The sequence below is a fragment of the Streptomyces sp. NPDC015242 genome, from assembly GCF_043079125.1.
GTDB lineage: Bacteria > Actinomycetota > Actinomycetes > Streptomycetales > Streptomycetaceae > Streptomyces.
Genome location: NZ_JBIBUF010000010.1, coordinates 260,768 through 282,943, shown reverse-complemented (window position 1 = coordinate 282,943; position 22,176 = coordinate 260,768). Strand labels below are relative to the sequence as shown.

Here is a 22,176-nt window from a genome sequence, read left to right as displayed (position 1 = left end):
CCGTCATGAAGACGCTCGTTGTCGTCGGTGCCGGCCCGGGGCTGGGGATGGGGGTGGCTCGCGCCTTCGGCCTCAAGGGGTTCCAGGTCGGGCTGATCGCCCGTACCAGAGAGAAGCTGGACACCCTGGTCAGTGAGCTGGCGGAGCTGGGCATCACGGCGGCCGCGTTTCCTGCCGACATCCGCGATCGCGACGCTCTCACCACCGCACTCACCGCGGCGAGGGACATGTTGGGGCCCATCGACGTGCTCGAATACAGTCCCAGCCCGACCGGGCCGATCACCCATGCCGCACAAACCACCGTCGACTCCGTCTCCGCGCAGTTCGAACTGCATGTGCTGGGCGCGGTGACGGCCGTGGGTCACGTACTGCCGGAGATGCTGACCCGAGGTGAGGGCACGCTCCTGCTGACGACCGGCGTCTCCTCGACAGTCCCCGCACCCTTTCTGGCCAACGTGGGAATGGCCATGGCCGGCCTGCGCAACTGGGCACACACACTGCACGCGGAACTCAAGCCGCGGGGAATTCACGCGGCCACGGTGACGATCGCTTCCGGGGTCATCCCCGGCGGCGGTGAGGCCGACCCTGACGCCATCGGCGCCCGCTACTACGGCATGTACCAGCAGCGGAACCGCGCCGAAGAGGTCATCGGCGACCTGGACGCTTTCCGGTCTCTCGTCGCCCAGACAATGAGGCGCGACAGCTCGGCCATTCCGGTCAGTCCCGCTGAGTAGGGTCTGTCCGGCGGATCCTGCCAGGCTCTTCCTGAACACAGCCGGAGCGGAACTCCCGCTGTCGTCGCCTGGTGTCCGACCGCGATCTCCGGGCGCGTCGGAACGACGTTCGTGACGGAAGGTGGGATCTGCCTGCCCTCGGCTTGGTGTCGGCCGGCAGGCAGGACGAGTGCACCCGCAGCGAAGTGGGATGCGGCTCCGCCGCGGGACTCAGGGCCGTGATCGCCATGGCAGCGGCACATCAGCCCGTGCCGTCGCGGGGGCCCGGTGCGGCGGCTCATCGGCCGGCGCGGAAATGGTCGAGGATTGCATCGCCGCAGTCGTCCGCGCCGACCCGGGTTCGTGTGAAGGCCAGCACACCGTCGTCGTTGCCTTCCGCTTTTGCCCTGGCCAGCTTCTTCTCGATGTCCGCGATGTACTCGGCGCACTCGGCGCTGACGGGCTTCTCGGGCTGCGGGTCAGGCGGCGGAGAGGCGTTGAGTGCGGCGGTGGCCGCGAGAGCGGCCACGCACAGCACCGCCCACGTGGCGACCCACATGCGGCGGCTCATCCGTAACGGCTTTGGCATTCAGGCATCTTACGAGCGTCCGCTGCGATTGTCGTCGGTCGCACGACCCGGTCGGCCCACAGCCGGGCGCCGCCAGCGGTGGCCGGACCGGCTCATCTGTACGCCGTCCTGCGTTGGTCCTGACGCGGGTTCCTACCGTCGGACATCGCCGCCCTCGCGAACGGATCCGCAGGTCTCCGCACGCCCTCGACCCCTTCGCTGAAGCAACTGCTAGCCGTACGAGTCCACGAATTGATTCAGGACGAGAGCAGCAGTCCCGAGGACGGTCAGGACCAGCCCGGAGCGCAGGAAGGCGGGACCGATAATGGTGACCGAGGCGGCCTGGGTCGTGAGGGTATGCCAGTCCCGCAGGCGTCGGATGTCCTCCGCACTGAGCCACCAGAAGCCCGCACCGATCACCAGCAGGAGGAGGCCGAAGGCTCCAGCGAGAACGCCCACGACGGCCAGGAACTCTTCCCGGTCGCTGCTGCCGCTGATGCTCAAAGTCGCCACCAAGAGCGGCACCACGCCCAGCAGGCCGAAGATCACCCCTCGTCGCGCGACGTCCATCGGTCGCAGTCGCGGAAGTATCACGCCATCTCGGTCCAGAGCCATGGCCAGTACCCTAGCCCGCCCGGTCCGAGCGGGCGGCGACGTCCCGCGTCGGCTCGTGCCGAGTGGTGCGCCCGCCGCAGCGTCGATCTGATGGTCCGCCCAAAGGCAGCTGCCGGGAGCCCTGTTCATCGCGCGGGCGGCCCTTGAGCCGGCGCGAAGCTGCCGCGCGCGCCGTCGCCAGGCAGGACGCGAGGGGCATGAATACGATCAGCACCTGCGATGCCACCACGCCAAGTCCGGGTTTCCTGTCGGCTCGTGATGCGTTCGTCTGAGGAGCACCGCGTCCAAGCGCTCGACCTGCACTCGAAGTTCGCCGGCGGCCCTTGGCGGAAGCAGGAACAGAGCTACTTGCAGCTTGTCCCGGGCCCAGCCCTCGCCGCAGCAGGGGCAGGTGAACTCCGTCTCCCACTGCCTCCACCGGCGCCTCGTGCCGTGAACACGCACGGACCATACGCTCAGAGCCACCGCGACGATGCCCGGAGACAATCGCTCCCGTTCGAGCACACGGACAGCGGCATTCGCCGCTCCCGACAGACCTGGAACATCGCGATACCGCACCCATGGTCCACCCCAGCCGCGGTCCCGCAGCCGGAGTGAAGCTGGTCTTCTACGCGGCACGGCCCCTTCGGATGTACGTCATGGGCGGCATACTCCCACAACTGAAGATCGGCCGGGCAGACCCCCGTGGCGATAGGCATCGAGGTACGGTCCGGCTGAGTTGTTGCTCTACAGCTCGAACTCGATGTGCTCGATGTCGGTGAAGCGGATCTCCTCCAGCGAGCCGGCGCGGCGGCCGCCGTCCTGGAAGTACAACTCCTTCAGGCCTTCGGCGGCGATCTGCTGCAGCTGCTGGTCGCCGGCGCCGGACTGCTGGGCGTCGAAGAGGCGGGCGGCGTACTGCGGCGGCAGCGCGACGGTCAGGTGTCGCAGCCGGGCGTCGTCGGTCGTGCCGATCGGTGCGGTGTAGCCGATGCGGGCGCGGGTGTCGATGACGATGCCGCCGGTCGTCGCCGCCTGCCGCCGGGCCCTGGCTCGGACCTGGGGCTGCCATCGCCTGGTCACCTCGCGCTCCAGCCGGGCCGCGAGTTCCGGGCGCGGCTTCTTGATCTGGTTCTTCACGTAACGCTCGACGGTGCGCTGGGAGATGCGCAGCATCTGGGCGACCGCCCTGGTGCTCTTGAGCTGCTTGACCAGGTAACGCATCTGGGCGGGCGCGGTCTTGGGCGCCGGGCGGGTGAACGCCTTCTGCACCGCGGCCTCCAGGCCGTCACCGAACAGGCTCATCGCGACTTTCTCCTACTCGCCGTTGTCGATGTCGGTGACGGTGCCGTCCTTGATGTAGCGGGCGAGGTTGAGTTCCGGTGCGTCGAAGCGCTCGCGGACCTCCTCGCCCCACAGGACGCTCTGGGTGCCTTCGTGTTTGACCAGGCCGGGGTTGACGCCGAGTTTGAAGCCGCCGGGCAGCGGCCTGCCCTCCCGGTAGGGCAGGAAGTCCACCGGCGACGGGCCGTCGGCCGCGTAGACCACGCAGTCGGACAGGATCGCGATCGGGTACTGGCCGGTGAACGCCGCGTGCTTGACGATCTTGCGGTGGAGGTTGATGCGGGTGCGGGAGATGACCGCTGCGCGGATGTCGGGCCGCCAGGTCGGACGGGACAGCGCGCGCCAGGGCTGGCCGGGGCGCCAGCCCTCGCCGCGGGGGCGTTCGCGCAGTTTGCCCAGGCCGCCCTTGACGGTGGCCTTGATCGCCGACACCACGATCGCCAGCTCGGGGTCGCGCTGCCGGTAGCTGTCCATGGCCTTCAGGAAGGCAGCTGGCTCCATGTCGGCGTGCACGCCGAGGTCGGCCATGGTGGCCAGGTAGGCATCGCGCAGCCGCTGGTACCAGCCGTCCAGGTAGCGGCCGTTGTCGTAGCGGACGTACGCCTCCAGCGGGCGCACCTCGTAGCCGAGCTCGACGGCGTAGGCCACGGTGGGGGTCGCGTACCAGGCCGGGCCCTCCGGGCGCTCACCCTTGGGCGTGAAGGGGCTGGGCAGCAGACCGGCGTCCAGCTCAGCCCACTTGTCCTTGCCGATCCTCACCCTCGACAGGTCGACGTGGGAGAGGTCGACCAGCCAGGCACCTGGCAGCTTCGCGTCGAACACCGGCTGCTCGACGTGGGTCGGCTCGCCGAGGCCGACGACCAGGCCGTTGGCTCCGGCGGCGAAGGCCATGTTCACGTCGATGCCTACCAGGTGCCGCAGGGTGCACTCGTCGTCGGTCATCGGCCGTGCCCAGTCGTAGGCCTCCTCGAACAGCTTCTCGGCGGGGCCGCGAACGTGGAAGCGCGGCAGGTCCGCCAGGAGCGGGTGCCCGTCCGGGGCCTCGCACGGGGCGCAGTCGACCGGATCCTTGCCGAGGGAGCCGGGGTTGTGCTCGGAGTGCCGGCGGCCGTCGGCATCCGGTTCGGAGGCGCGGGTCGGCGGGTGCAGCGCGGTCATCAGCTCCAGGCCGGTCACGGCGGTGGAGCCGCGCGGCGTCATGACCCGCGACGCGTACACCCCCAGCACACGGGCGAGTTCCGCCGGTGGCAGTTGCGCGGCGTTGCCCCAGTGACGGGAGTCGAGCGCGTGCCAGGACGGGATGCACAGCTGCACGCACGCCCGCTCCGACCCGCTGGCCGGGCGGTAGATCCGCGCCCACGGCCCCAGCCCGCGCTTGGTCAGCTTCCATTCCGCACGCGCCAGCTGCCTGACGACCTTGTGAGACTCCGGGAGACGGCCGGCGCGCCGCTCCTCGTCTGTGAGGGCGACCGGCAGGCCGTAACGCTGCAGCGCGGCTTCGGTCAGCACAAGCAGGGGGTCCGCGTCCTTGCCCGGGCCCGACAGTCTCGGCTGACCCAGCCTCGCCTCCGACAGCGTCCACTCCACCAGGGCCGGAAGACTCTTCGCGGGCAGGTCCAGGACCAAGCCGCCCGTGCAGAAGGCCAGGACCTGCCCGTCGGCGTCGACGTCGACCACCGCGAGCGGCCCGTTCGCGAAACGACCGTCCGTGCTTCTGCTCCTCGACGGAGCATCGGCCGGCGCAGCCTTCCGCACGGCGGAGCGGCGCGGCGTCGACGCGCTGCTGGCGGCGCGCGCTGAGGGGGGTGCGGACCGTTCGGCCGGCGTGGCGGGCGTGGCGGGCGCGGGGACGGCCTGAGCGCTCTCCTGTCCTGTGGAGGGCGCGGGCGCGACTGGGGCCGGGACCGGGGCTGACGGTTGCGGCTGTCCCGCCGACTCGGGGCGGCTGCTGGTCGGCGTGGGTGCGGTGGCGGGCGTGACGGGCGCGGGGTAGAGCTCCGCCAGCCTGTTCAGCAACCGTGCGTACGCCTCCCGCTCCGGTCCACGCGGCTCGACCGGCTTCTTCAGCGACTCCCAGCCCGACACTGTCGCCCGACGCACCTTCAACGCGGCGGCCACCTCGTCCAGCGTGAGACCGTGAGCCTGTCGCAGACGCTTGCGCTCCTCCACTGGCGGCAGCGCAGCGCGGGACGCGACCAAGGCGTCGACCGCGTCGAACAACTCGGACATGCAGCACCTCCAGCGCTCACCCTACCGTACGGATTGCGTACGGTTTCCGTACGCACCGGAGAGTCGGGCGAGGTGTCGACAACAGCTGGGGCAGGTGATGTCGACGACCGCTGTGCCCTGTCGCCGCACCACCGCCTGGGCGTGCCCGTATACGGACTTTCCACTTGTTGAGATATGCAGGCCGCCCCGACCAGCCCGTGAAGGTGTGGGCGAACCGTGTCCAGGGCGCTGAGGCGGTGGTCGTCCATGGCGAGCGGGTTGCCTTCTACGGCGGCTGTGGCGGGGAGGGGGACCGGCTCGCCCACGGAGAGGTGACCGAAACTTGCATCGCGCCAACGGACGTCGGCCTGCTCGCCCTTGCCGACGGACACCTGCCGGGCCGCCGCCGGGGCGTCGGCCGAGGAAGCGGGATTACGTCCAGGCTGAGCCTTTCACCGCGGAGGGCCGGGAGCGCCCGCTTCCTGAACTCTCGAGACGAGGAACGATCGCTCGACGCGGGCGTCGACCCGTGGACGGGCAGGCGGTTGAACAGGTTCGACTGAGTCGCTGCGAGAGGCAGCTCTGCCGGGCGTCGAGTCCGACCTGCTGGAAACCGTGCGATGTCGGTGTCGCTGAGTGAGAAGCGGTTCAGGGGGCGTCGGCGGCGTCCTGGTGGGCGCTGAGCGCGTCGGCGGTGCTCCGGTAATGGGGCAGGAGGCTGTCCACCCCGGTGAGGGTGAGCATGCGCATCAGCCGGTCGGGGACGGCGGCCAGGGCCAGGGAGCCGCCCGCTGCCTGGGCGCCGTGCCAGATGCCGATCAGTGCGCCGAGGCCGGCGGAGTCGCAGAAGCCCACACCCGACAGGTCCAGGATCAAGTGGTGGTGGCCCTGGTTGATCAGCTCCAGCGCGCGGGTACGCAGTCCGGGCGCGTTGTGCAGGTCGATCTCGCCGGTGACGGTGGCGACCGCTGCGGGACCCGGGGTGGGGGTCAGGGTCAGCTCGATGTCGTCGGTCATGGCCGTCAGTGCTCCTCGCCGGCGGGCGCGGCGGTGGTGTGGGCGGTGGATCCGGCCCCCGTCGTGGCGGTGGCCTGGTCGGGAGCGGGAACCGACAGAGCGAGCAGGGCGACGTCGTCACTCGCGCCCTCGGGCAGGGTGTCCAGCAGACCGACGGTGTCCTGGATCAGCTGCGCCGCCCCGCACGAGGCGGGACGAGCGGCGAGGAAGGCCGTCAGGCCCTCGTCTCCGAGCATGGCGTCGGTGCCGGTGTGTGCCTCGGTCAGGCCGTCGGTGTAGAGGAGCAGGGCCTGGCCGGGGGCGAGGTGGAGGGTGGTGGAGGCGAAGCGGGCTTCGGGGAAGGCCCCGATGAGCATGCCGCCCTTGGGGCGGACCGCTTCCGCCCGCGTGTGCGTGCCGGGCCCGGCTTCGGGCGGGGCGGGGCTGAGGTGGTAGGCCGGGGGGTGCCCACCGGTGGCCAGCTCCACGGTGAAGCCCCCGGCCGCATCAGGGGTGAGGGTGGCGAAGACCGCTGTGCAGAACCGGCTGCCCGCCCACACATCAGCCAGCAAGGCGCTGTTCAGGGCCTCGAGCACCGCGACGGGATCGTCCGTGTGCTGGGCGGAGGCGCGCAGGGTGTAGCGAGCCAGGGAGGTGATGGTGGCCGCCTCGGCGCCCTTGCCGCACACGTCTCCCAGGAACAGTCCCCACTTCCCGGAGTGCAGGGGGAAGACGTCGTAGAAGTCGCCGCCCACGTCGTGCACGGACGCGGTGTGGTAATGACAGGCCAGCTCCAGACCGGGCACCGTGGGCAGCGCCGGCGGCAACAGAGTGCGCTGCAAGGTGGAGGCGAAGGAGGCGATCGCCGCCTTGTCCCTCTCCGCCTGCTCCCGGGCCGCCCGCTCCGCCTCGGCGGCCCGTTGCTCCTGGCGCACGGTGCGCAGTGCGGACAGACGCAGCTCCATCTCGTCCATCACGATCGCCGCAAGATCGGTCAGGGTGGCAGTCTGTTCGGGCGTGATGGAGCGGGGCTTGGTGTCCAGGACGTTGACGGTGCCCAGCTTGTGCCCGTCCGCGGTGGTGATCGGCGCGGCGGCGTAGAACCGGACCCCCAGCGGACCGGTGACCAGCGGGTTTCCGCAAGCGACGTCGTCGAGCAGAGTGTCGGGGATCACCAGGGCATCGTCGCGCAGCACCGCCGAGCCGCACAGGCCCGGATCGCGGCCGATCTCACTGACCCCGGTCAGGCCGTGCGCGGCCTTGAACCAGATCCGGTCCTCGTCCACGATCGTCACGGTGGCCACGGGGACGTCGAACAGACGGGCCGCCAGCGCAGCCACCCGGTCGAACGCCCCGTCGGGCGGGGTGTCGAGGATGTCGTAGCGGCGCACCGCTTCCATCCGACCGGCCTCGACGACCTTGTCGGGCACCAGATGCAGGCGCTTGCCAGGAACGCCGTCCTCGGATGCCGAAGCCTGCTCGGGCATCGGCCTTCCACCTTCCTGACCTTCCGCAGCCACCGGGCGCGACGCGGACCAGCGGAAAGCCTAAGCGTAACGAATATGCGGAGGCCATCCGGGTGACCTCTCGCAGGATCACCACCGGTGTCGATGACCTTGTTTTCTCCCGGGGCCCGACGGTTCAGCGCCTGGCGGTCCGGCACGGACGACCGGGCGCGGGCCCGGTCGCCAGTCAGCCGAGCGGCTTCTCCAGGACCGCCTTGCGGTGGCTGAACGTCTCGATGGAGTACCGGCCGTGGTAGCTGCCCGTGCCGCTCTCGCCCACGCCGCCGAACGGCAGGTCGGAGACGGTCAGGTGGGCGAGCGGGAGGCCGTGGCCGAGGCCGCCGGAGGAGGTCTCGGCGGCGAAGCGGCGCCGGGTGTCCTCGGACTCGCTGAAGACGTACAGGGCAAGCGGCTTGTCCCGGTCGTTGACGAAGCCGATCGCCTCGTCCAGGCCGGGCACGGTGACGATCGGCAGGATCGGTCCGAAGATCTCCTCCCGCATCACGGGTGAGGCGGGGTCGACGTCGGCGAGGACGGTGGGCGCGATGTACTTGGCCGTCCGGTCGCTCTGCCCGCCGACCACGACGCGGCCGGAGCCGAGCAGGCCGGTCAGCCGGTCGAAGTGGCGCTCGTTGACGATACGGCCGAACTCGGTGGAGGCCGCCGGATCGGTGCCGAACAGCGCTTGGACGGCCCGGGCCAGCGCCGGTTCGAGGGCGGCGGCGGTCGCCGGGTCGGTCAGAACGTAGTCCGGGGCGACGCAGGTCTGTCCGGCGTTCAGGAACTTGCCGCGCGCCAGCCGGTCGGCGACGACGTCGAGGTCGGTGTCGCGGTCGACGAACGCCGGGGACTTGCCGCCCAGTTCCAGGGTGACCGGGGTGAGGTGCTCGGCAGCGGCGCGCATGACGATCCGGCCGACGGTGCCGTTGCCGGTGTAGAAGATGTGGTCGAAGCGCTCGGCGAGCAGTGCGGTGGTCTCCGGGACTCCCCCCTCGACGACGGCAACGGCGTCGGTGTCGAGATGGGCGGTGAGCAGCCGGGTCAGGACGGCGGAGGTGGCGGGGGCAAGCTCGCTGGGCTTGGCGACCACGGCGTCGCCGGCGGCGAGGGCACCGATCACGGGGGTGAGCAGCAGCTGGACCGGATAGTTCCAGGGGGCGATCACCAGGACGACGCCGAGCGGGTCGTACTGCGTCCAGGCGCGGGCGTCGGCGCCGAGGTGGGCGGGGACCGGGGCGGGTTCGGGGCGCAGCCAGCCGTCGAGGTGGGCGAGGGTGTGGTCGATCTCGCGGACCGTGAAGTCGATCTCCGTGCGGTAGGCCTCGGTGGTGCTCTTGCCGAGGTCGGCGCGGAGGGCGGCGGCCAGCTCGGGACCGTTCTGTGTGAGCATGTCCCGCAGCCTGCGCAGCTGGCCGGTGCGCCACTCGACGGGCTTGGTACGGCCGCTGCGGAAGGTCTCCCGCAGACGGGCGACGGTGGCGGCGGGCTGCTCGGGGGCGGGGTGGGTCACGATGCCTCGCTGAAGTCGGAGGTGCTAGATGTATATGCCAACATTTCATGGACCAAAATACATTCCCGCTCGGGAAGGGTGCGGCTCGCCTACCGGGACCCCTGCGTCTCCCCTGCATCTGGCCACTCGTCGATGTGGTTCGTGGCTGTGGCGGCGCGGTGCCGGGGCGGCCCGGGCCACGGCCGAGGCGCCGGCGGCCATGCGTGTCCGAGTCCGGGACCGTTGTCAGGGCTTCAGCTGCGGCAGGCGCCTGCGACCCGCCGGCACGGGGATGTGCGCCGGCCGGCTACGACGCGTGGGCCCGCCGCCGCGGCTCGGGGTTCGTCGGTGCCCGGGTCGCCTCGTGCCCTGATCGGACGGCGGCACCACTGGCCAGCGCCAGACCGATGGTGAACAGGGAGAAGGAGACCACGCCCGTGATGCTGCCCGCCGCACCGGCCCGGACCGGCCGGATATCCAGCTGTGCGGGTGGACACGAGCCCCGGGGGCCGGCGAGTCCACAGCCGCCTGCCCTCCGGGGAAGCACCTCCCTCTCCGGCGGGTCACCCGCGGGCGACGTCGGTGCAGTAGACGTCCCTGTCCGGCAGGTGGCCGGTGGCCAGGAAGGCAACGGTGGCCTTGTCGGCGCAGGCGGAGCCTTCGCCGTGGACGGAGTGCCCACCGTTGTCGACCCCGACCAGCACAGAGCCGTCACCGAGGGACTTGCGCAGCCCGACACCGCTTTCCCACGGGGTGGCATGGTCCCGGCGGTTCTGCAGGATCAGGGTGTTGCGCGGGCCGCCCTTGACCACCTTGACCGTCGTCTCGGCCGGCTTGTCCCAGTAGGCGCATGCCCAGATGTTGGCGGGCATGCCCGCGGTGAGCGGCCACCTCTCGCGGTCGGCGGCGGTGCGGGCGGCGTAGCCGTCGACGTCGTGCGGCCATTCGGCGTCGCCGCAGGTGAGGGCCATGAACATGGTGGCCTGGTTGTCCGCGGGGATGTCCGGGGACGTCGGTGTGCCGGCGAAGACCTCCTTCAGTACGGCGAGGTCAGCGGGCGTGGCGCTGCCGTGGCTCAGGTCGTCGGCGGCCTTCCAGAACTTGGCGAGCAGGGGAAGGTTGTCGTTGTGCAGAAGCAGGGCGTAGGTCATGTTGCGCAGCAGCGCCCCGTCCAGTGACATCGAAGCGCCGGGAAGCGCCGCAGGCGTGCGGTCGAGGCGGTCGGCGAGGGCGAGATAGGTGCGCGTCACCTGCGCGACGTTCGTGCCGAGCTGGAGGGTTCCGGCCTGGGCCGCGGCGACGCGGGCGGCGTCGGGGAACCGGTCGGCCATGCCCTTGCCCCAGGTGTCCGCCACCTGGTTGGCCCATACCTTGGTGGGATCGACGTTGCCTTCCAGGATCATCCGGTCGGTACGGCCCTGGAAGAGGGAGCGGTAGACGGCGCCGAGGTAAGTGCCGTAGGACTGGCCCCAGTAGGAGATCTTGCGCTCACCGAGCGCCTGGCGGATGCGGTCCATGTCGCGGGCGGTGTTGGCGGTGTTGTAGTACCGCAGGTTCTTGCCCGCCGTGTCGGCGCACTGCTTGGCGTCGGTCTTGGCGCGGGTCACGTTCTTGGTGATCGAGCCGTCCGCGGCGGGATAGGGGAAGAGCCCGGACACGCTGGGGTCCCTCAGACCGCAGCTCTGGGGTGTGCTGTGTGCGACGCCGCGCGGATCGAAACCGATCAGGTCGTAGCGGTCCAGGACGGCGTTCGGCAGTTCGGACGCCATGGTTCGGGGCATGCCGAGACCGCCCAGCGCCGGCCCGCCGGGGTTCAGCAGCAGCACGCCACGCCGCTTCCCGGGCTGTGCGGTGGACAGTCGGGAGACCGCCACGTCGATCTTCACGCCGCCCGGGTTCCGGTAGTCGAGTGGCACCTTCAGCGTTCCGCATGCCAGGTGGGAGTCACGGGTGTGTCCCCCGGCCAGGGCCGGGCACTCGCCCCAGGTGATCTTGGTGTCGCCCGTGGTCTCGCCGACGCTCTTGCCCGCTGCCTCGGCTGACGGCTGCGTTCCCCAGGCGTCGGCACCACACGCGAAGAGCGCGGTTCCTGCCAGGGCGGAAACCAGCACGGTGGCGGCGAATCGGCGGCTCCTGGGGTGACCGTGCTGCGCTGAACTGCGTGTCGTGGTCATGGTGTTGTCCTCCGCTGCTACTGGTCCGGTCGGCCTTCTCCGGCCGTTGTGCTGACGACTGGAGTCAACAAGAGACCACCGGTGGCGCGCGTCACCCCGGAGAGGACAACAACGGGTAGCTCGCTCGGGGGATCCCGGTCCCCGGAGCGAGCACCGCTTGAAACGTGTCGCTGGCTGTGCGGCTCTCCTCGGCTCCCCTCGGCTCTCGTCGGATGTCGTCGGATGTCGTCCCGCCGATGGAAGCGGACGTCAGTTACGGGTCCCGCCCATGTGATCCGGTCCCCGATGGTCCGCTTCGTTCCGGTCCCCGATGGTCCGTACGCCGTCCGCACGGTGATCTCGGCCTGTGTTCACTCCTCCACGGGGGCCAGCACCACATGCCAAGCGGCCTCGCGGATGGCATCCAGCAACATCCCGTCCTGGTGGCGAATGCCGGCGCTCGTTGCCGCGTCCGGTCCGGTGGAGCGGTGCGGGGGTTCACCGGAGGCGAGGCACTCGTCGTCGGGGTCGGTCACCAGCAGCAGGTCGAGGGACAGTTCCAGGAGGTCCACAGGAGTACGGGCCATGGCGGCGTGCGGGGCTGTGCAGGTGCGGTTCAGGCGATGCGCGGCCGCCTGCCACTGATCGTCGTCTCGGGGGTGAGCCGCGCAGGGCGCTTGGTCGTGCAGGTGCAGGAACCGCTGGATCCAGTGCTCGGTGCGTGTGTCCGTGAGGAGTTCGACGGCCGCCTTCACGGGATCCTCGGCGCGGCCTACGGCTGTCTCGGGCATGCTCTGCTCCTGCGTCGGAAGTGATGGCGCCGGGTGAGGCGGACGGTGCTCCGGATGCCGCCTCCACAGCGCGGTGGGTACGAGGGTGTGGGTGCTCCGGGTCGCGGCGTCGTGGGGCGGCCGCCGAGCCGCCGGCCCCCGATTCCGGGCTGCTCCCATGAAAGCCGATGCGAATGTCCAACGGAGCGTTCGCACGTGCTCATCGGTTGCTCACTACTGTTTGCCGGTGCCCCCCCCCCGCGAGGACTCCGCGGGAACAGAGGCAACCCTCGGAGGGTCCCTGATCGCTCGGGGGATATCGAGGTTGCCGATCATGCCGAAATCCTCACGGGCAGCGGTGGGGCGGCTGCCTGACCGGCGGTGGGATCGTCCCTGCGGTCAGCTCCGCTTCTCCGCGGTGGTCTTCAGCACCCGCAGCCAGGCCCGGAGTGATTCCTCGAGCGCGAGGTGCATGGCGTGAGGGTTCGCTTCGACCGGGGCGCCTGCCCAGGACTCGCGGGTGCTCACCCGGACGCCGTCGCCGGTCTCCTCGAACTCCCAGACGTGGATGCCGGTGATGCCGTGGGCGAGGCCGCCCCGGACGATGCGGCGCCCGGGGGCCAGTTCGGCGACGGTGGAGCTGATGTCGAGGCCGGCCGTCGTCCAGTCGAACACCGCTCCGACGGCGAGGGGTTCGCGCAGGACGGCGGTGTCGATGCCCGTGTTCCACCGCGGCCAGGAGTCCACGTCCGTGTGCATCCGCCAGATCGTTTCCAGCGGGGCGTGCACGCTCTGGTGCAGTTCGACGACGACGGGGGCGGTGCGGTCGATGTCCATGCTGTTCTCCAGTGACGGTGAGAGTTTTCCGGTGTGGGATGCGCCTCGGGCCCGGACTTTCAGGACCTGCCGGGCAGTGGCGCTGCCGCGCCGGTACGGCTGCGGAGCAGGTGGACGACGCTTGCGGCGGCGGCCAGCAGTGCGATGAGGGCTGCCGCCGCAAGGGCACGGCGGTATCCGTGCGCCTGGGCGGTGAGCGCGGGGGCGGCCGGGGCCGCGAGGGGCGTGAGGACGGCGAGTCCCAGTGCGCCTCCGACCTGCCTGGAGGTGTTGATCAGCCCGCCCGCGATGCCGGCGTGCTGCGGTTCGGCTTCGGCGACGCCCAGGGCGGTCAGGGGCACGAAGGCCAGGCCCAGGCCGGTGCCGATGAGTACGGAAGGGCCGAGCAGGTCGGGCAGGAACGCGCCGTCGACGGGGAGGCGGGCGAGCCAGAGCAGGCCGGCGGCGAGCACGACCAGGCCGGGCAGGAGGGTCTTGGACAGGCGCCCCGCGCCCCAGGACGCGACCATGAGGCCGGCAGCGAGCGGCAGTTGGGTCAGACCCGCTTCGAGGGGCGAGTAGCCGAGCACCTTCTGCTGGTAGAGGGGGAGGAAGAAGAAGGTGGCGACCCACACCGCTCCGAGCAGCAGCATCAGAAGGTTGCCGGTGACGAGGGAACGGTTGCGCAGCAGTGCCGGTGGCAGCAGGGGGTTCCTCGCGCGTCGCTCGATCGGCACGAGTGCCGCGAGCAGCGCCAGTCCGGCCGCCGGGAGAACGACATCGGGCAGCGGGGTCGCGTCCTCGGCGCCGAGTCCGTAGACGAGGAGGGTGAGGCCGGCGGTCACGGTGAGTGCGCCGGGCAGGTCGAGCCGGGCGGTGCTGTCGCGGATGCCCGCGGCCAGGAGGACCGGGGTGGCCACAAGGCAGGGCAGGGCGGCCAGTGCGCTGACGGCGAAGACGGCCCACCACCCCAGGCTGCTGGTGAGCACCCCGCCCAGCAGGACTCCCGCGGCTCCGCCCGCTGCCGAGGCCGCGCCCCAGATCCCCAGGGCCTTGCCGCGGCCGGGGCCCGATGGCCGGTGGGCCAGCAGGGCGGCCAGGCCGGAGGGAGAGAGCAGGGCCGCGCCGATGCCCTGGACGGCGCGGGCGGTGATGAGTGGTCCGGCGCCTGAGGGGATGCTCGCGGCCAGGGATCCGGCAGCGAAGAGGAGGAGACCGGACAAGAAGGCCGTGCGGTGTCCGAGGAGGTCGGTGAGGCGGCCGCCGAGAGGCAGCAGTGCGCCGAAGGCGATGAGGTAGGCGTTGACGGTCCAGGCCAGACCGTCGGGTGTGAGATCCAGGTCCTGTCCGATGGCGGGCAGGGCGACGTTCACGATGGACGTGTTGAGCACGACGAGGAACTGCGCGCCGGCCAGGAGGGAGAGCAGGAGCGCCGGGCGGTGCGGTCGGGGCGGGGGAACGGGGCTGGACATGATGCCTTTCGCGAAGCGGTCCGGATCGGGAGCGGGGCTGTTGCCGCGGCTGACGTTCAGGAGCGCTGCCGGCCCGGTGTTCCGGGCTCGGGGTGGACCTGCTCGGAGCGCTGCTTGAGGTTGTCCAGCCAGTCCTCCAGCGAGGCGTCCAGAGCTGCCTGGAGGTAAGCGGTGTGGGCGTTGACGGGCTCGCCCGTCCAGGACTCTTCGGTGTGTACGTGGACCGCGCCCTTGGTCTCGGTGAAGGTCCACACATGGACCGCGGTGATGCCCTGGGCCGGTCCGCCCCAGACGATGCGGCGCTTGGGCTGCACCTGCTTCACCGTCGAGGTGATGTCCTCCAGTCCTTCGGTGGACCACACCCACGAGGAGCCCGGGCGCAGCCTTCCGGGGGTCTGCTTGACCGAGGAGCTGACGTTCGGCTGCCAGGCGGGCCACTTCTCCACGTCGGTCTGGATACGCCAGACACGCTCCAGCGGGGCGTAGATGATGATGTCGTCCCGGGCGATGACGGGGGCTGTCTCGTCGATGCCGATCGGCAGGGGCTCTGCGGTTCCGACGGCCAGGGGCAGCACGGCGAGGATCGCGGTGACGGTGGTGAGCATGGCAGTTCCTTCGGAGTAGGTGGAGGACAGGGACGAGGGCCACGAGTGGGCGTGGTTGTTCACTCACATGCGACCGCGCCGGAGGCCGACGGATGTCACGGGGGCTCACCCCACGCAAGGGCGCGGCGAGTAAGGGAATCGAGCCGCAGCCCACCCTTCGATCTGTGAGTAGTCAATCACTCCCTCTCGTCGGCCGTCAACCACTCCCCCTTCACACCCTCGCCGCCGAGGCCGCCGAGGCCGCCGACCACATGCTCCGGGAGCACGCGACGGCAGCCGTTGCGGGCCGTCACGCCCACCCTTCCGGCCGCAGAGGAGTCCGTATCGCCGAATAGGGAGACCCTCGCACGGACGCCGGTCGTGCGAGGCGGCCACTTGACACCCCTCTCGAGTGAGTGATTGAGTACTCACATGAAGACGGAACGACGCCGCCAACTGTCCACGGCCGACGAGCGCCGGGAGACAGTCCTGCGCACCGCCATCGGGGCCTTCGCGGCCCGGGGATACTTCGGGACCACCACATCGGAGGTCGCCAAGGCCGCCGGCATCTCGCAGGCGTACGTCTACCGCCTCTTCCCCAACAAGGAAGCCCTGTTCACCGCGGTCGTCGAGCACTGCTTCGTCCGCGTGCGAGCCGCCCTGGAAAGCGGCGCGGCGAAGGCCGAGAGCAGCGCGCCCGAAGCGGTCCTCGACTCCATGGGTGACGCCTATGCACGCCTGATCAGCGACAACGACCTGATGCTGGTCCAGCTGCACGCCCAGGCCGCCGCCGTGTCCGAGCCGGCCGTCCGGGAGGCGGTCCGGGCAGGGTACGCCCGCACCGTCGAGTACGTCCGCAGCGCCTCGGGGGGCAGCGAGGAACAGGTCCAGCAGTTCTTCGCCACCGGCATGCTCTGCCACCTGCTGGTGTCCATCGACGCCGGAGCCGTCTCGGCGCCCTGGACCCGCACCCTGACCGCTGGAATCGTGCATTACTGATACGGCCCCCTGAAGGCGGCCGCCCAGGTCTGCGGACCAGCGGTCGCTCTTTTTGGCCCCAAAGAGTGAGTGTCTAACCACTCACACATCACCGATACTTCTCACGAAGCCGAGGTTCACGATGACGAGCAAGCCCTACCTGACCGGTCACTACTCCCCCGTCGCCGACGAGATCACCGCGACCGGGCTGACCGTGGAAGGCACCCTGCCCCCGGACCTGACCGGCCGGCTGATCCGCAACAGCCACAACCCCAAGCCCGGCATCACCCCCACCCACTGGTTCAAGGGCAGCGGCATGGTCCACGGCGTCCGCCTCACCGGAGGACGCGCCGAGTGGTACCGCAACCGGTGGGTCCGCACCCCCGCGCTGGAGGGCGCCCCCTACATGACCGAACAGGGCCCGGATCTGACGGTCAGCACGGCCGGCACGCACGTCATCGAGCACGGCGGTCGCCTGCTGGCCCTGTCGGAAGCGGCCCTGCCCTTCGAGCTGACGGCCGACCTGGAGACGGTCGGCGCCTACGACTTCGGCGGCAAGCTCACCTCCGCCATGACCGCCCATCCCAAGGAGGACCCGGCCACCGGCGAGCTGCACTTCTTCGCCTCCTCGCCCTTCCCTCCCTACCTGATCCACCACGTCGCCTCCGCCGACGGCCAGGTGCTGGACAGCCAGGAAGTGCCCGGCGCGACCGCCGCCCTGAAGCACGACTTCGCGATCACCGAGCACTACGTGGTCTTCCTGGAGGGCTCGGTCACCTTCGATCCGGCCGAACACTCCGGGATCCCGTACGGATGGAACGACGCACAGCCCACCCGCATCGGTGTCATGCCGCGCGGAGCGGGCGGCGCCCGGCAGATCCGCTGGTTCGAGATCGCCCAGGGTTACGGCATGCACTTCGCCAACGCCTACGAGGACGCCCGCGGACACATCGTCGTCGAGGGGCCCACGGTGGGCCGCGAGGGCTGGCAGCGTTCCTGGAACTGGTGGGTCGGCGCCCAGGACCGGGGCGCCGAACCGAACTCCGGGTCCCGTAGCCGCCGCTGGACCGTCGACCTGACCGCCGGCGTCGTCCGCGAGCAGCAGACCGACGACCTGACCGTGGAGTTCCCCACGATCAACGACAACTTCACCGGCAGCGAGCACCGCTTCCAGTACGCCCTGTCGTTCCCCGACGACCTCGGCGTCGGCAATCACACCCTGGTGAAGTACGACCGCGTCACAGGCGCCCGCCAGCTCCTGCCCTTCGGCACCGGTCAACTCCCCAGCGAGGCGGTCTTCGTCCAGGCGGACGGCACCACCGGCGAGGACGAGGGATATCTCCTGACCATCGTGAGCGACCTGAACGCCGACGCCTCGAAGATGCTCGTTCTCGACGCCTCCGACCTCACCGCGGCCCCGATCGCGACGATCCACCTCCCCCGGCGGGTGCCCGCCATGATCCACGGCTCGTGGATCCCGGACACCGCCCTGTGACCCTCCCTCCGCGCCCGACCCGGCCACGTACCGCCTCCCCCGTTACCAGGAGCGTTCCCATGAGCAACTCCCCTGCCACCACCCCCGCGTTCACCTCGACCGTCACCGAAGCGGTGCTGCCCGGCATCGTGGACCCGGAGCACATCCAGGTGCGTACCCGGCCCGCCCGCCCGGCCGGCCCCGGCCAGGTGGTCCTGGCGATGGAGGCCACCGGGATCTCCTTCGCCGAGCAGCAGATGCGCCGCGGCAAGTACTACGACCAGCCGCCCTTCCCGTTCGTGCCCGGCTACGATGTCGTCGGACGGGTCGTCGACGTGGGCGAGGGCGTGCCCGGGGACCTGCTGGGGCGGCGCTTCGCCGCTCTGACCAAGACGGGGGGATGGGCCAGCCACGTCACCGTCGACGCCGGCGATCTCACCGAGGTACCCCAGGGCGTCGACCCCGCCGAGGCGGAGACCTTCGTGGTCAACGGCATCACCGCCTGGCAGATGCTGCACCGTCTCGCCGAGATCCGGCCCGGCCACGTCGTCCTGGTGCACGGTGCGAACGGTGGCGTCGGCTCCACCCTGGTCCAGCTCGCCCGCATCGCCGGCGCCCGGGTCGTCGGCACCGCCTCGGCCAAGCACCACGACGCCGTCCGGGCGCTGGGGGCCGTCCCCGTCGACTACCGCGCCCCCGACCTGGAGGACCAGTTGCGCGGACACGCCCCGCAGGGCTATGACGCGGTGTTCGACCACGTCGGCGGCGAGGGCATCGTCACCTCCTACCGCCTGCTCGCTTCCGGGGGCACCCTGGTCTCCTACGGCACCGCCTCCACCCGCGACGTCCGGGGCTCGTCGAAGGCGCCGGTCCTCAAGCTGTTCGCCCGCCTCATGATGTGGAACGCCCTCCCCAACGGCAAGGGCGCCCACTTCTACAACATCTGGGCCGGGCGGCGCCGGCTCGGCACCTTCCGCGCCAGGCTCCACGCCGACCTGTCCCAGGTCTTCGCCCTGCTCGCCGAAGGCTCGCTCGTCCCCCAGGTCGCCGCGCGGGTGCCGCTCGCCGAGGTCGGCGAAGCGGTACGGCTCGCGGAGTCCGGCACCGTCGTCGGCAAGGTCGTCCTGGTGCCGTAGACACACGACGGCCGAGGTACGGCCGGCAGCCCTCTGCCCCGCGTGCCGCACCCGCGGGGCAGAGGGCTGTGCCGGGAGCGTTCGGTCGAACCGGAGGGACGGCGCAGGAAAGGACGACGGGCGGCGGCACCGGCGAGTGCCGCAGAACGCGGATCAGCCGGGAGACCGGCAGTCGCCGGCGTCCTCATCCAGGAGGGGCGGAGGCGGTCGTCAGATGGTGGCCCAGAGCTGCTTGTCGCCGTGACTGTCGGTGGCGAAGCTGACGGTCCCGGCGTTCCACCCGGCGAGCCTGTACTCCGAGTCCACAGGACCGATCTTGATGCGGTTGCCGCCCCGCGAGCCCATGCCGATGAGCTGCCCGTAGTCCTCGACACTGCACGGGGACAGGTAGGGCTCGGTGCCCAGCCGGCCGAAGTTGTGATCCAGGCACATGCCCGTGGCCACGTGCACCAGCATCGGGCTGAGGTCGCCCGGAGCTGATGTGCTGTTGTGGCGGAGGATCTCCATCCACTTGGCATTGGCGTCACACGGTCCCTGGCGGACCGTGCGGTCGGCGTGGCCGGACAGGCACCGGCCACTGGCGACGTTCTGCACGGTGTACTGCTGCTCCGCGTGTGCGGGCGTCGCCGCGAGCACGGTGGAGAAGGTGACACCGGCCAGAGCGGTTCCGAACAGGACACTGATCTTTTTCTGCACAGTAACTGACTCACTTTCTCGGGGTACTTCACCACCCGCAACGGTGAGGTGGCCGGGGAGGTTCAACCGGCTGCCGTCCTCACCGCCTCCGTGAACCACACGTCGTGAGTGACCGTTGCCCGGTATGAGACAGGCACCGCGTCGTTCGTACACGGCAGTGACGCCTTCGGTGCGATGACCTGCCGGAGAGTTCAGGAGTGGACACCGCGCCTCCGCAGCGCGAGCTTCAGGGCTCGCACCGCGTAGTGAGTCCGTGATTTGACGGTGCCCTGGGCGATGCCGAGCAGCTCGGCGGCCTCAGCGACGCTGTGGCCCAGGAAGTAGGTGTGATGCAGGATCTCCCGCTGCTGGGGTGTCAGATCGTCCATCGCGTCCTGGACGATGTGCCGCGTCAGGGTCCGTTCGCTGTTGTCCTCGACGGGGATCACGACGTCATCGACGGCGCAGGCGCTGACGGGCCGGACGAGCCTGGCCCGGCGGTCGTCGATCACCAGGTTCCGTACGACGGTGAAGAGCCAGGGCCGCAGCCCGTCCTCCTGGTCCACGAGGAGGTCGATGTGCCGCCATGCCCGGATCGTCGCCTCCTGGAGGATGTCCTCGGCCCGGGGCCGGTCCCCGCCGAGCAGGCGCGCCGCGAAGCGTACGAGGGCGCTTCCGTGTTCGGCGTAGATGACGCGTGCGAAGCGCTCGCAGTCCCTGGTGCCGGCGTTCAGGCGTACCGGCTGCCGGTCGTGCTGCGGTGCGCGCGTCCGTGAAACGCGCATGCCCGGCCGGTCTTCGATGGATTGCCCCGTGACGCTGGCGGCTCTCATGTCTCCTCCTGGCTGTGACTTCACCCCGCCTTGGTCGTCGGCGGCGTCGTCAGCGCCACCCTCACCCGTTCATGTACTCACTCGACAGACCGATGGGTGCTCACTTGCGCTCACCACGGGTCCGGACCCGGTGCCGCCACCCGCACTGCCGCCGGGTGGCGTTCACCGGCCTTCGCATCCGCCTCCGCAGCGGTGAACCCGTCCGGCTCTCTGCTCGTAGCGGCCTGCGACCCGACAGGGGCAACAAGTACCAGGAGTGGGAAAACCCGAGCGGACAACGGCCGCCCGCCGTGGCATCCCGGTGCCACGGCGGGCGGCCGTGCCTCGTACGTCGCCCTGCCGCCTACGGCTTGAGGATCTGGTCGTAGGCAGCCGCCGCCATCAGGAGCTGGCCAAAACCGTTGGGGTGCGCCGCCAGCGACCCCGCAGCCGGAGTCAGGGACTCGATGAAGCGGCGCGAACGCGGCTGGCACATGTCGTGCCCGATGGTGGGCGCGTAGGTGTCCGCGTAGGAGACACCGGTGCCGCCGGCGGCGGCACGGCGGGCCAGCGCCCTGTTCAGCTTCAGCGTCGTGTCCCGCAGGAAGGCGAAGTCCCCTCTGGCGAAGGCCACTTCAGCGCACCCCACGCCGTTGTCAGGGAACAGCGAGGGATAGCCGACCACGACGATCTTGGCGTCCGGGCTGCGTCGTCTGGTCTCGGTGATCGTGTCGCGGACGCGACCCTCCACCGTGTTGATGCGCTCACCGAGCACGTCCTTGCCGGTGGTGAAGTGCTTCTTGCACGGGCTGCCGCCGGGATCCGAGGACCTCACCAGCACACAGGTGGCGAGCACCCCGGTGAAACCGACGTCGTTGCCCCCGATGGTCAGGGTGACCAGCTTGGTGTTCGGCGTCAGCGCGTCGATCTGCGGTGGCTTGGTGCCCTGGGCGTTGAAGATGCTGTGTGTCGTGGCACCGCTGCACGTGACGTCCTTGAACGCCCGGTTCTTCCCCGCGGACGTGCCCGCGACGAGGGAGGGGTAACTGCCCGTGGTGCGGTCGCACTCGGCGTCCTTCACGCCGGAGAGCCCGGCTCCCGAGGCGTAGGAGTCGCCCATCGCCACGTAGTTCGGACCGTCACCGGCCGCCTGTGCCGGCGCCGTGGGGAGCAGGCCTGCTCCGGCCACGGCGGTCACGACCGCCGCCCGGCACATGCGGGACAGCCGCTTCGAATGGTGTGTCATCACGCCCCTGATGGATGGTGGGTGGAGGGGCCGGTCCTGAGTGCACACGGCCCGGTGCGGACCCCCCGGCCTGCGGGGTTCGTCCATAGTGCGCAACGCAGGGTTCGAAGGGCCGGTTCACCCGTGCCGGGGAGACTGCCGTGCGCCGGCGGCCTGCTCCAGGCATGCGTCAGTCATGCGCGACGGGCGGTTCCCCTTGCGCACCGTCGATCGAACCGTCCGGGTGGACGGGCCGTAGCAGGGGGTATGGGGCCCGAGGCGGTCACCCGCGTTCGGACCGGGCCCGTTCCTTCACCAGCCAGCCGCAGCCCGCTGAGGGCAGGAAGCAGTTCCCTGTGCACACCACCTTCACCGCCGTCATGGCCGTTGTCATCGTCATCGCTCTCGGCGCCACCGCCACCGCCGCGGGCCGCTGGTCCGGACCCTGGTGGCTCGTTCTGGTCGCCGCGGTGGTGGCCTACCCCTTCACCCACGTCCTGTTGGACCACGTCTCCGACGCTCCGGGCGGCTGGCTTCGCAGGGCCTTCCAGATCGCCTGCTCGATGCTCCTGGCCGTACTCGCCGCTCCTCTCTACAACCGGCTCCGCGGGCGGGAAGGCGACGCCCCGGCCTCCCGGTGAGGGGCAGCCGGGGAGCGTTCTCC

General features: G+C 70.6%; 21 protein-coding genes. 5 read left to right on the top strand and 16 right to left on the bottom strand.

The features are described 5' to 3' along the window. The first annotated feature begins 5 nt into the window (after positions 1-5). Complete coding sequence (locus tag ACF07N_RS31195) at positions 6-734, top strand: SDR family NAD(P)-dependent oxidoreductase (protein ID WP_392119373.1); 729 nt, start codon at positions 6-8, stop codon at positions 732-734. A gap of 277 nt (positions 735-1,011) precedes the next feature. Here the strand turns inward: ACF07N_RS31195 and ACF07N_RS31190 are convergent, their stop codons facing one another. From ACF07N_RS31190 to ACF07N_RS31130, 13 genes are all read right to left on the bottom strand, one after another. Further along, a complete protein-coding gene (locus ACF07N_RS31190; RefSeq protein ID WP_392119370.1) occupies positions 1,012-1,302 on the bottom strand; it encodes a hypothetical protein in 291 nt (96 codons plus the stop codon). 210 nt (positions 1,303-1,512) lie between these two features. After that, on the bottom strand, positions 1,513-1,896 hold the full coding sequence (locus tag ACF07N_RS31185; protein WP_392119367.1) for a DUF6336 family protein: 384 nt from the start codon (positions 1,894-1,896) through the stop codon (positions 1,513-1,515). Positions 1,897-2,622: 726 nt separating this feature from the next. Then, entirely contained in the window at positions 2,623-3,180 is a 558-nt protein-coding gene (gene tpg / locus ACF07N_RS31180) for a telomere-protecting terminal protein Tpg (protein ID WP_392119364.1), read from the bottom strand. A gap of 12 nt (positions 3,181-3,192) precedes the next feature. Further along, positions 3,193-5,448: a telomere-associated protein Tap gene (gene tap, locus ACF07N_RS31175; RefSeq protein WP_392119361.1), complete on the bottom strand. Its 2,256-nt coding sequence runs from the start codon at positions 5,446-5,448 to the stop codon at positions 3,193-3,195. Positions 5,449-6,075: 627 nt separating this feature from the next. Then, a complete protein-coding gene (locus ACF07N_RS31170; RefSeq protein ID WP_392119358.1) occupies positions 6,076-6,444 on the bottom strand; it encodes an STAS domain-containing protein in 369 nt (122 codons plus the stop codon). 5 nt (positions 6,445-6,449) lie between these two features. Next, positions 6,450-7,910 carry a PP2C family protein-serine/threonine phosphatase gene (locus ACF07N_RS31165; protein ID WP_392119355.1) on the bottom strand — a complete coding sequence of 487 codons (1,461 nt, stop codon included), beginning with the start codon at positions 7,908-7,910 and terminating at the stop codon, positions 6,450-6,452. A 205-nt stretch (positions 7,911-8,115) separates the two neighbouring features. Next, positions 8,116-9,438: an aldehyde dehydrogenase family protein gene (locus ACF07N_RS31160; protein WP_383586848.1), complete on the bottom strand. Its 1,323-nt coding sequence runs from the start codon at positions 9,436-9,438 to the stop codon at positions 8,116-8,118. Between the two features lie 286 nt (positions 9,439-9,724). Then, positions 9,725-9,850 carry a hypothetical protein gene (locus ACF07N_RS31155; RefSeq protein ID WP_392119352.1) on the bottom strand — a complete coding sequence of 42 codons (126 nt, stop codon included), beginning with the start codon at positions 9,848-9,850 and terminating at the stop codon, positions 9,725-9,727. A 130-nt stretch (positions 9,851-9,980) separates the two neighbouring features. Continuing rightward, positions 9,981-11,591: an alpha/beta hydrolase gene (locus tag ACF07N_RS31150; RefSeq protein ID WP_392119349.1), complete on the bottom strand. Its 1,611-nt coding sequence runs from the start codon at positions 11,589-11,591 to the stop codon at positions 9,981-9,983. A gap of 350 nt (positions 11,592-11,941) precedes the next feature. Continuing rightward, the gene (locus tag ACF07N_RS31145) at positions 11,942-12,361 is read right to left on the bottom strand and encodes a hypothetical protein (protein WP_392119346.1); all 420 of its coding nucleotides are present in this window, start codon (positions 12,359-12,361) and stop codon (positions 11,942-11,944) included. 378 nt (positions 12,362-12,739) lie between these two features. Further along, on the bottom strand, positions 12,740-13,177 hold the full coding sequence (locus ACF07N_RS31140; RefSeq protein ID WP_392119343.1) for an SRPBCC family protein: 438 nt from the start codon (positions 13,175-13,177) through the stop codon (positions 12,740-12,742). Positions 13,178-13,236: 59 nt separating this feature from the next. Then, complete coding sequence (locus ACF07N_RS31135; protein WP_392119340.1) at positions 13,237-14,628, bottom strand: MFS transporter; 1,392 nt, start codon at positions 14,626-14,628, stop codon at positions 13,237-13,239. Between the two features lie 56 nt (positions 14,629-14,684). Then, positions 14,685-15,233 carry an SRPBCC family protein gene (locus ACF07N_RS31130; RefSeq protein WP_392119337.1) on the bottom strand — a complete coding sequence of 183 codons (549 nt, stop codon included), beginning with the start codon at positions 15,231-15,233 and terminating at the stop codon, positions 14,685-14,687. A gap of 411 nt (positions 15,234-15,644) precedes the next feature. On the opposite strand from ACF07N_RS31130, the gene ACF07N_RS31125 reads away from it, so the two are divergent. The 3 genes from ACF07N_RS31125 (at position 15,645) to ACF07N_RS31115 (ending at position 18,800) form a co-directional block, all read left to right on the top strand. Further along, the gene (locus ACF07N_RS31125; RefSeq protein WP_383326795.1) at positions 15,645-16,211 is read left to right on the top strand and encodes a TetR/AcrR family transcriptional regulator; all 567 of its coding nucleotides are present in this window, start codon (positions 15,645-15,647) and stop codon (positions 16,209-16,211) included. Between the two features lie 121 nt (positions 16,212-16,332). Further along, a complete protein-coding gene (locus ACF07N_RS31120; RefSeq protein ID WP_392119333.1) occupies positions 16,333-17,685 on the top strand; it encodes a carotenoid oxygenase family protein in 1,353 nt (450 codons plus the stop codon). Positions 17,686-17,744: 59 nt separating this feature from the next. Further along, entirely contained in the window at positions 17,745-18,800 is a 1,056-nt protein-coding gene (locus ACF07N_RS31115) for a medium chain dehydrogenase/reductase family protein (protein ID WP_392119330.1), read from the top strand. Between the two features lie 210 nt (positions 18,801-19,010). Here the strand turns inward: ACF07N_RS31115 and ACF07N_RS31110 are convergent, their stop codons facing one another. From ACF07N_RS31110 to ACF07N_RS31100, 3 genes are all read right to left on the bottom strand, one after another. Then, positions 19,011-19,496 carry a hypothetical protein gene (locus ACF07N_RS31110; protein ID WP_392119327.1) on the bottom strand — a complete coding sequence of 162 codons (486 nt, stop codon included), beginning with the start codon at positions 19,494-19,496 and terminating at the stop codon, positions 19,011-19,013. 191 nt (positions 19,497-19,687) lie between these two features. After that, positions 19,688-20,308, bottom strand: coding sequence for a sigma-70 family RNA polymerase sigma factor (locus ACF07N_RS31105; protein WP_392119324.1), 621 nt, complete (start codon positions 20,306-20,308; stop codon positions 19,688-19,690). A 343-nt stretch (positions 20,309-20,651) separates the two neighbouring features. Continuing rightward, on the bottom strand, positions 20,652-21,533 hold the full coding sequence (locus ACF07N_RS31100; protein WP_392119321.1) for an SGNH/GDSL hydrolase family protein: 882 nt from the start codon (positions 21,531-21,533) through the stop codon (positions 20,652-20,654). 335 nt (positions 21,534-21,868) lie between these two features. Between ACF07N_RS31100 and ACF07N_RS31095 the strand changes: the two genes are divergently transcribed. Then, on the top strand, positions 21,869-22,153 hold the full coding sequence (locus ACF07N_RS31095) for a hypothetical protein (RefSeq protein WP_392119318.1): 285 nt from the start codon (positions 21,869-21,871) through the stop codon (positions 22,151-22,153). The last annotated feature ends 23 nt before the right edge of the window (positions 22,154-22,176 follow it).

Bases quoted from the DNA above. Each gene is read 5' to 3' on its own strand.
- ACF07N_RS31195 (WP_392119373.1), top strand. From the start codon at position 6: ATGAAGACGCTCGTTGTCGTCGGTGCCGGCCCGGGGCTGGGGATGGGG.
- ACF07N_RS31190 (WP_392119370.1), bottom strand. From the start codon at position 1,302: ATGCCAAAGCCGTTACGGATGAGCCGCCGCATGTGGGTCGCCACGTGG.
- ACF07N_RS31185 (WP_392119367.1), bottom strand. From the start codon at position 1,896: ATGGCTCTGGACCGAGATGGCGTGATACTTCCGCGACTGCGACCGATG.
- tpg (WP_392119364.1), bottom strand. From the start codon at position 3,180: ATGAGCCTGTTCGGTGACGGCCTGGAGGCCGCGGTGCAGAAGGCGTTC.
- tap (WP_392119361.1), bottom strand. From the start codon at position 5,448: ATGTCCGAGTTGTTCGACGCGGTCGACGCCTTGGTCGCGTCCCGCGCT.
- ACF07N_RS31170 (WP_392119358.1), bottom strand. From the start codon at position 6,444: ATGACCGACGACATCGAGCTGACCCTGACCCCCACCCCGGGTCCCGCA.
- ACF07N_RS31165 (WP_392119355.1), bottom strand. From the start codon at position 7,910: ATGCCCGAGCAGGCTTCGGCATCCGAGGACGGCGTTCCTGGCAAGCGC.
- ACF07N_RS31150 (WP_392119349.1), bottom strand. From the start codon at position 11,591: ATGACCACGACACGCAGTTCAGCGCAGCACGGTCACCCCAGGAGCCGC.
- ACF07N_RS31145 (WP_392119346.1), bottom strand. From the start codon at position 12,361: ATGCCCGAGACAGCCGTAGGCCGCGCCGAGGATCCCGTGAAGGCGGCC.
- ACF07N_RS31140 (WP_392119343.1), bottom strand. From the start codon at position 13,177: ATGGACATCGACCGCACCGCCCCCGTCGTCGTCGAACTGCACCAGAGC.
- ACF07N_RS31135 (WP_392119340.1), bottom strand. From the start codon at position 14,628: ATGTCCAGCCCCGTTCCCCCGCCCCGACCGCACCGCCCGGCGCTCCTG.
- ACF07N_RS31130 (WP_392119337.1), bottom strand. From the start codon at position 15,233: ATGCTCACCACCGTCACCGCGATCCTCGCCGTGCTGCCCCTGGCCGTC.
- ACF07N_RS31125 (WP_383326795.1), top strand. From the start codon at position 15,645: ATGAAGACGGAACGACGCCGCCAACTGTCCACGGCCGACGAGCGCCGG.
- ACF07N_RS31120 (WP_392119333.1), top strand. From the start codon at position 16,333: ATGACGAGCAAGCCCTACCTGACCGGTCACTACTCCCCCGTCGCCGAC.
- ACF07N_RS31115 (WP_392119330.1), top strand. From the start codon at position 17,745: ATGAGCAACTCCCCTGCCACCACCCCCGCGTTCACCTCGACCGTCACC.
- ACF07N_RS31105 (WP_392119324.1), bottom strand. From the start codon at position 20,308: ATGAGAGCCGCCAGCGTCACGGGGCAATCCATCGAAGACCGGCCGGGC.
- ACF07N_RS31100 (WP_392119321.1), bottom strand. From the start codon at position 21,533: ATGACACACCATTCGAAGCGGCTGTCCCGCATGTGCCGGGCGGCGGTC.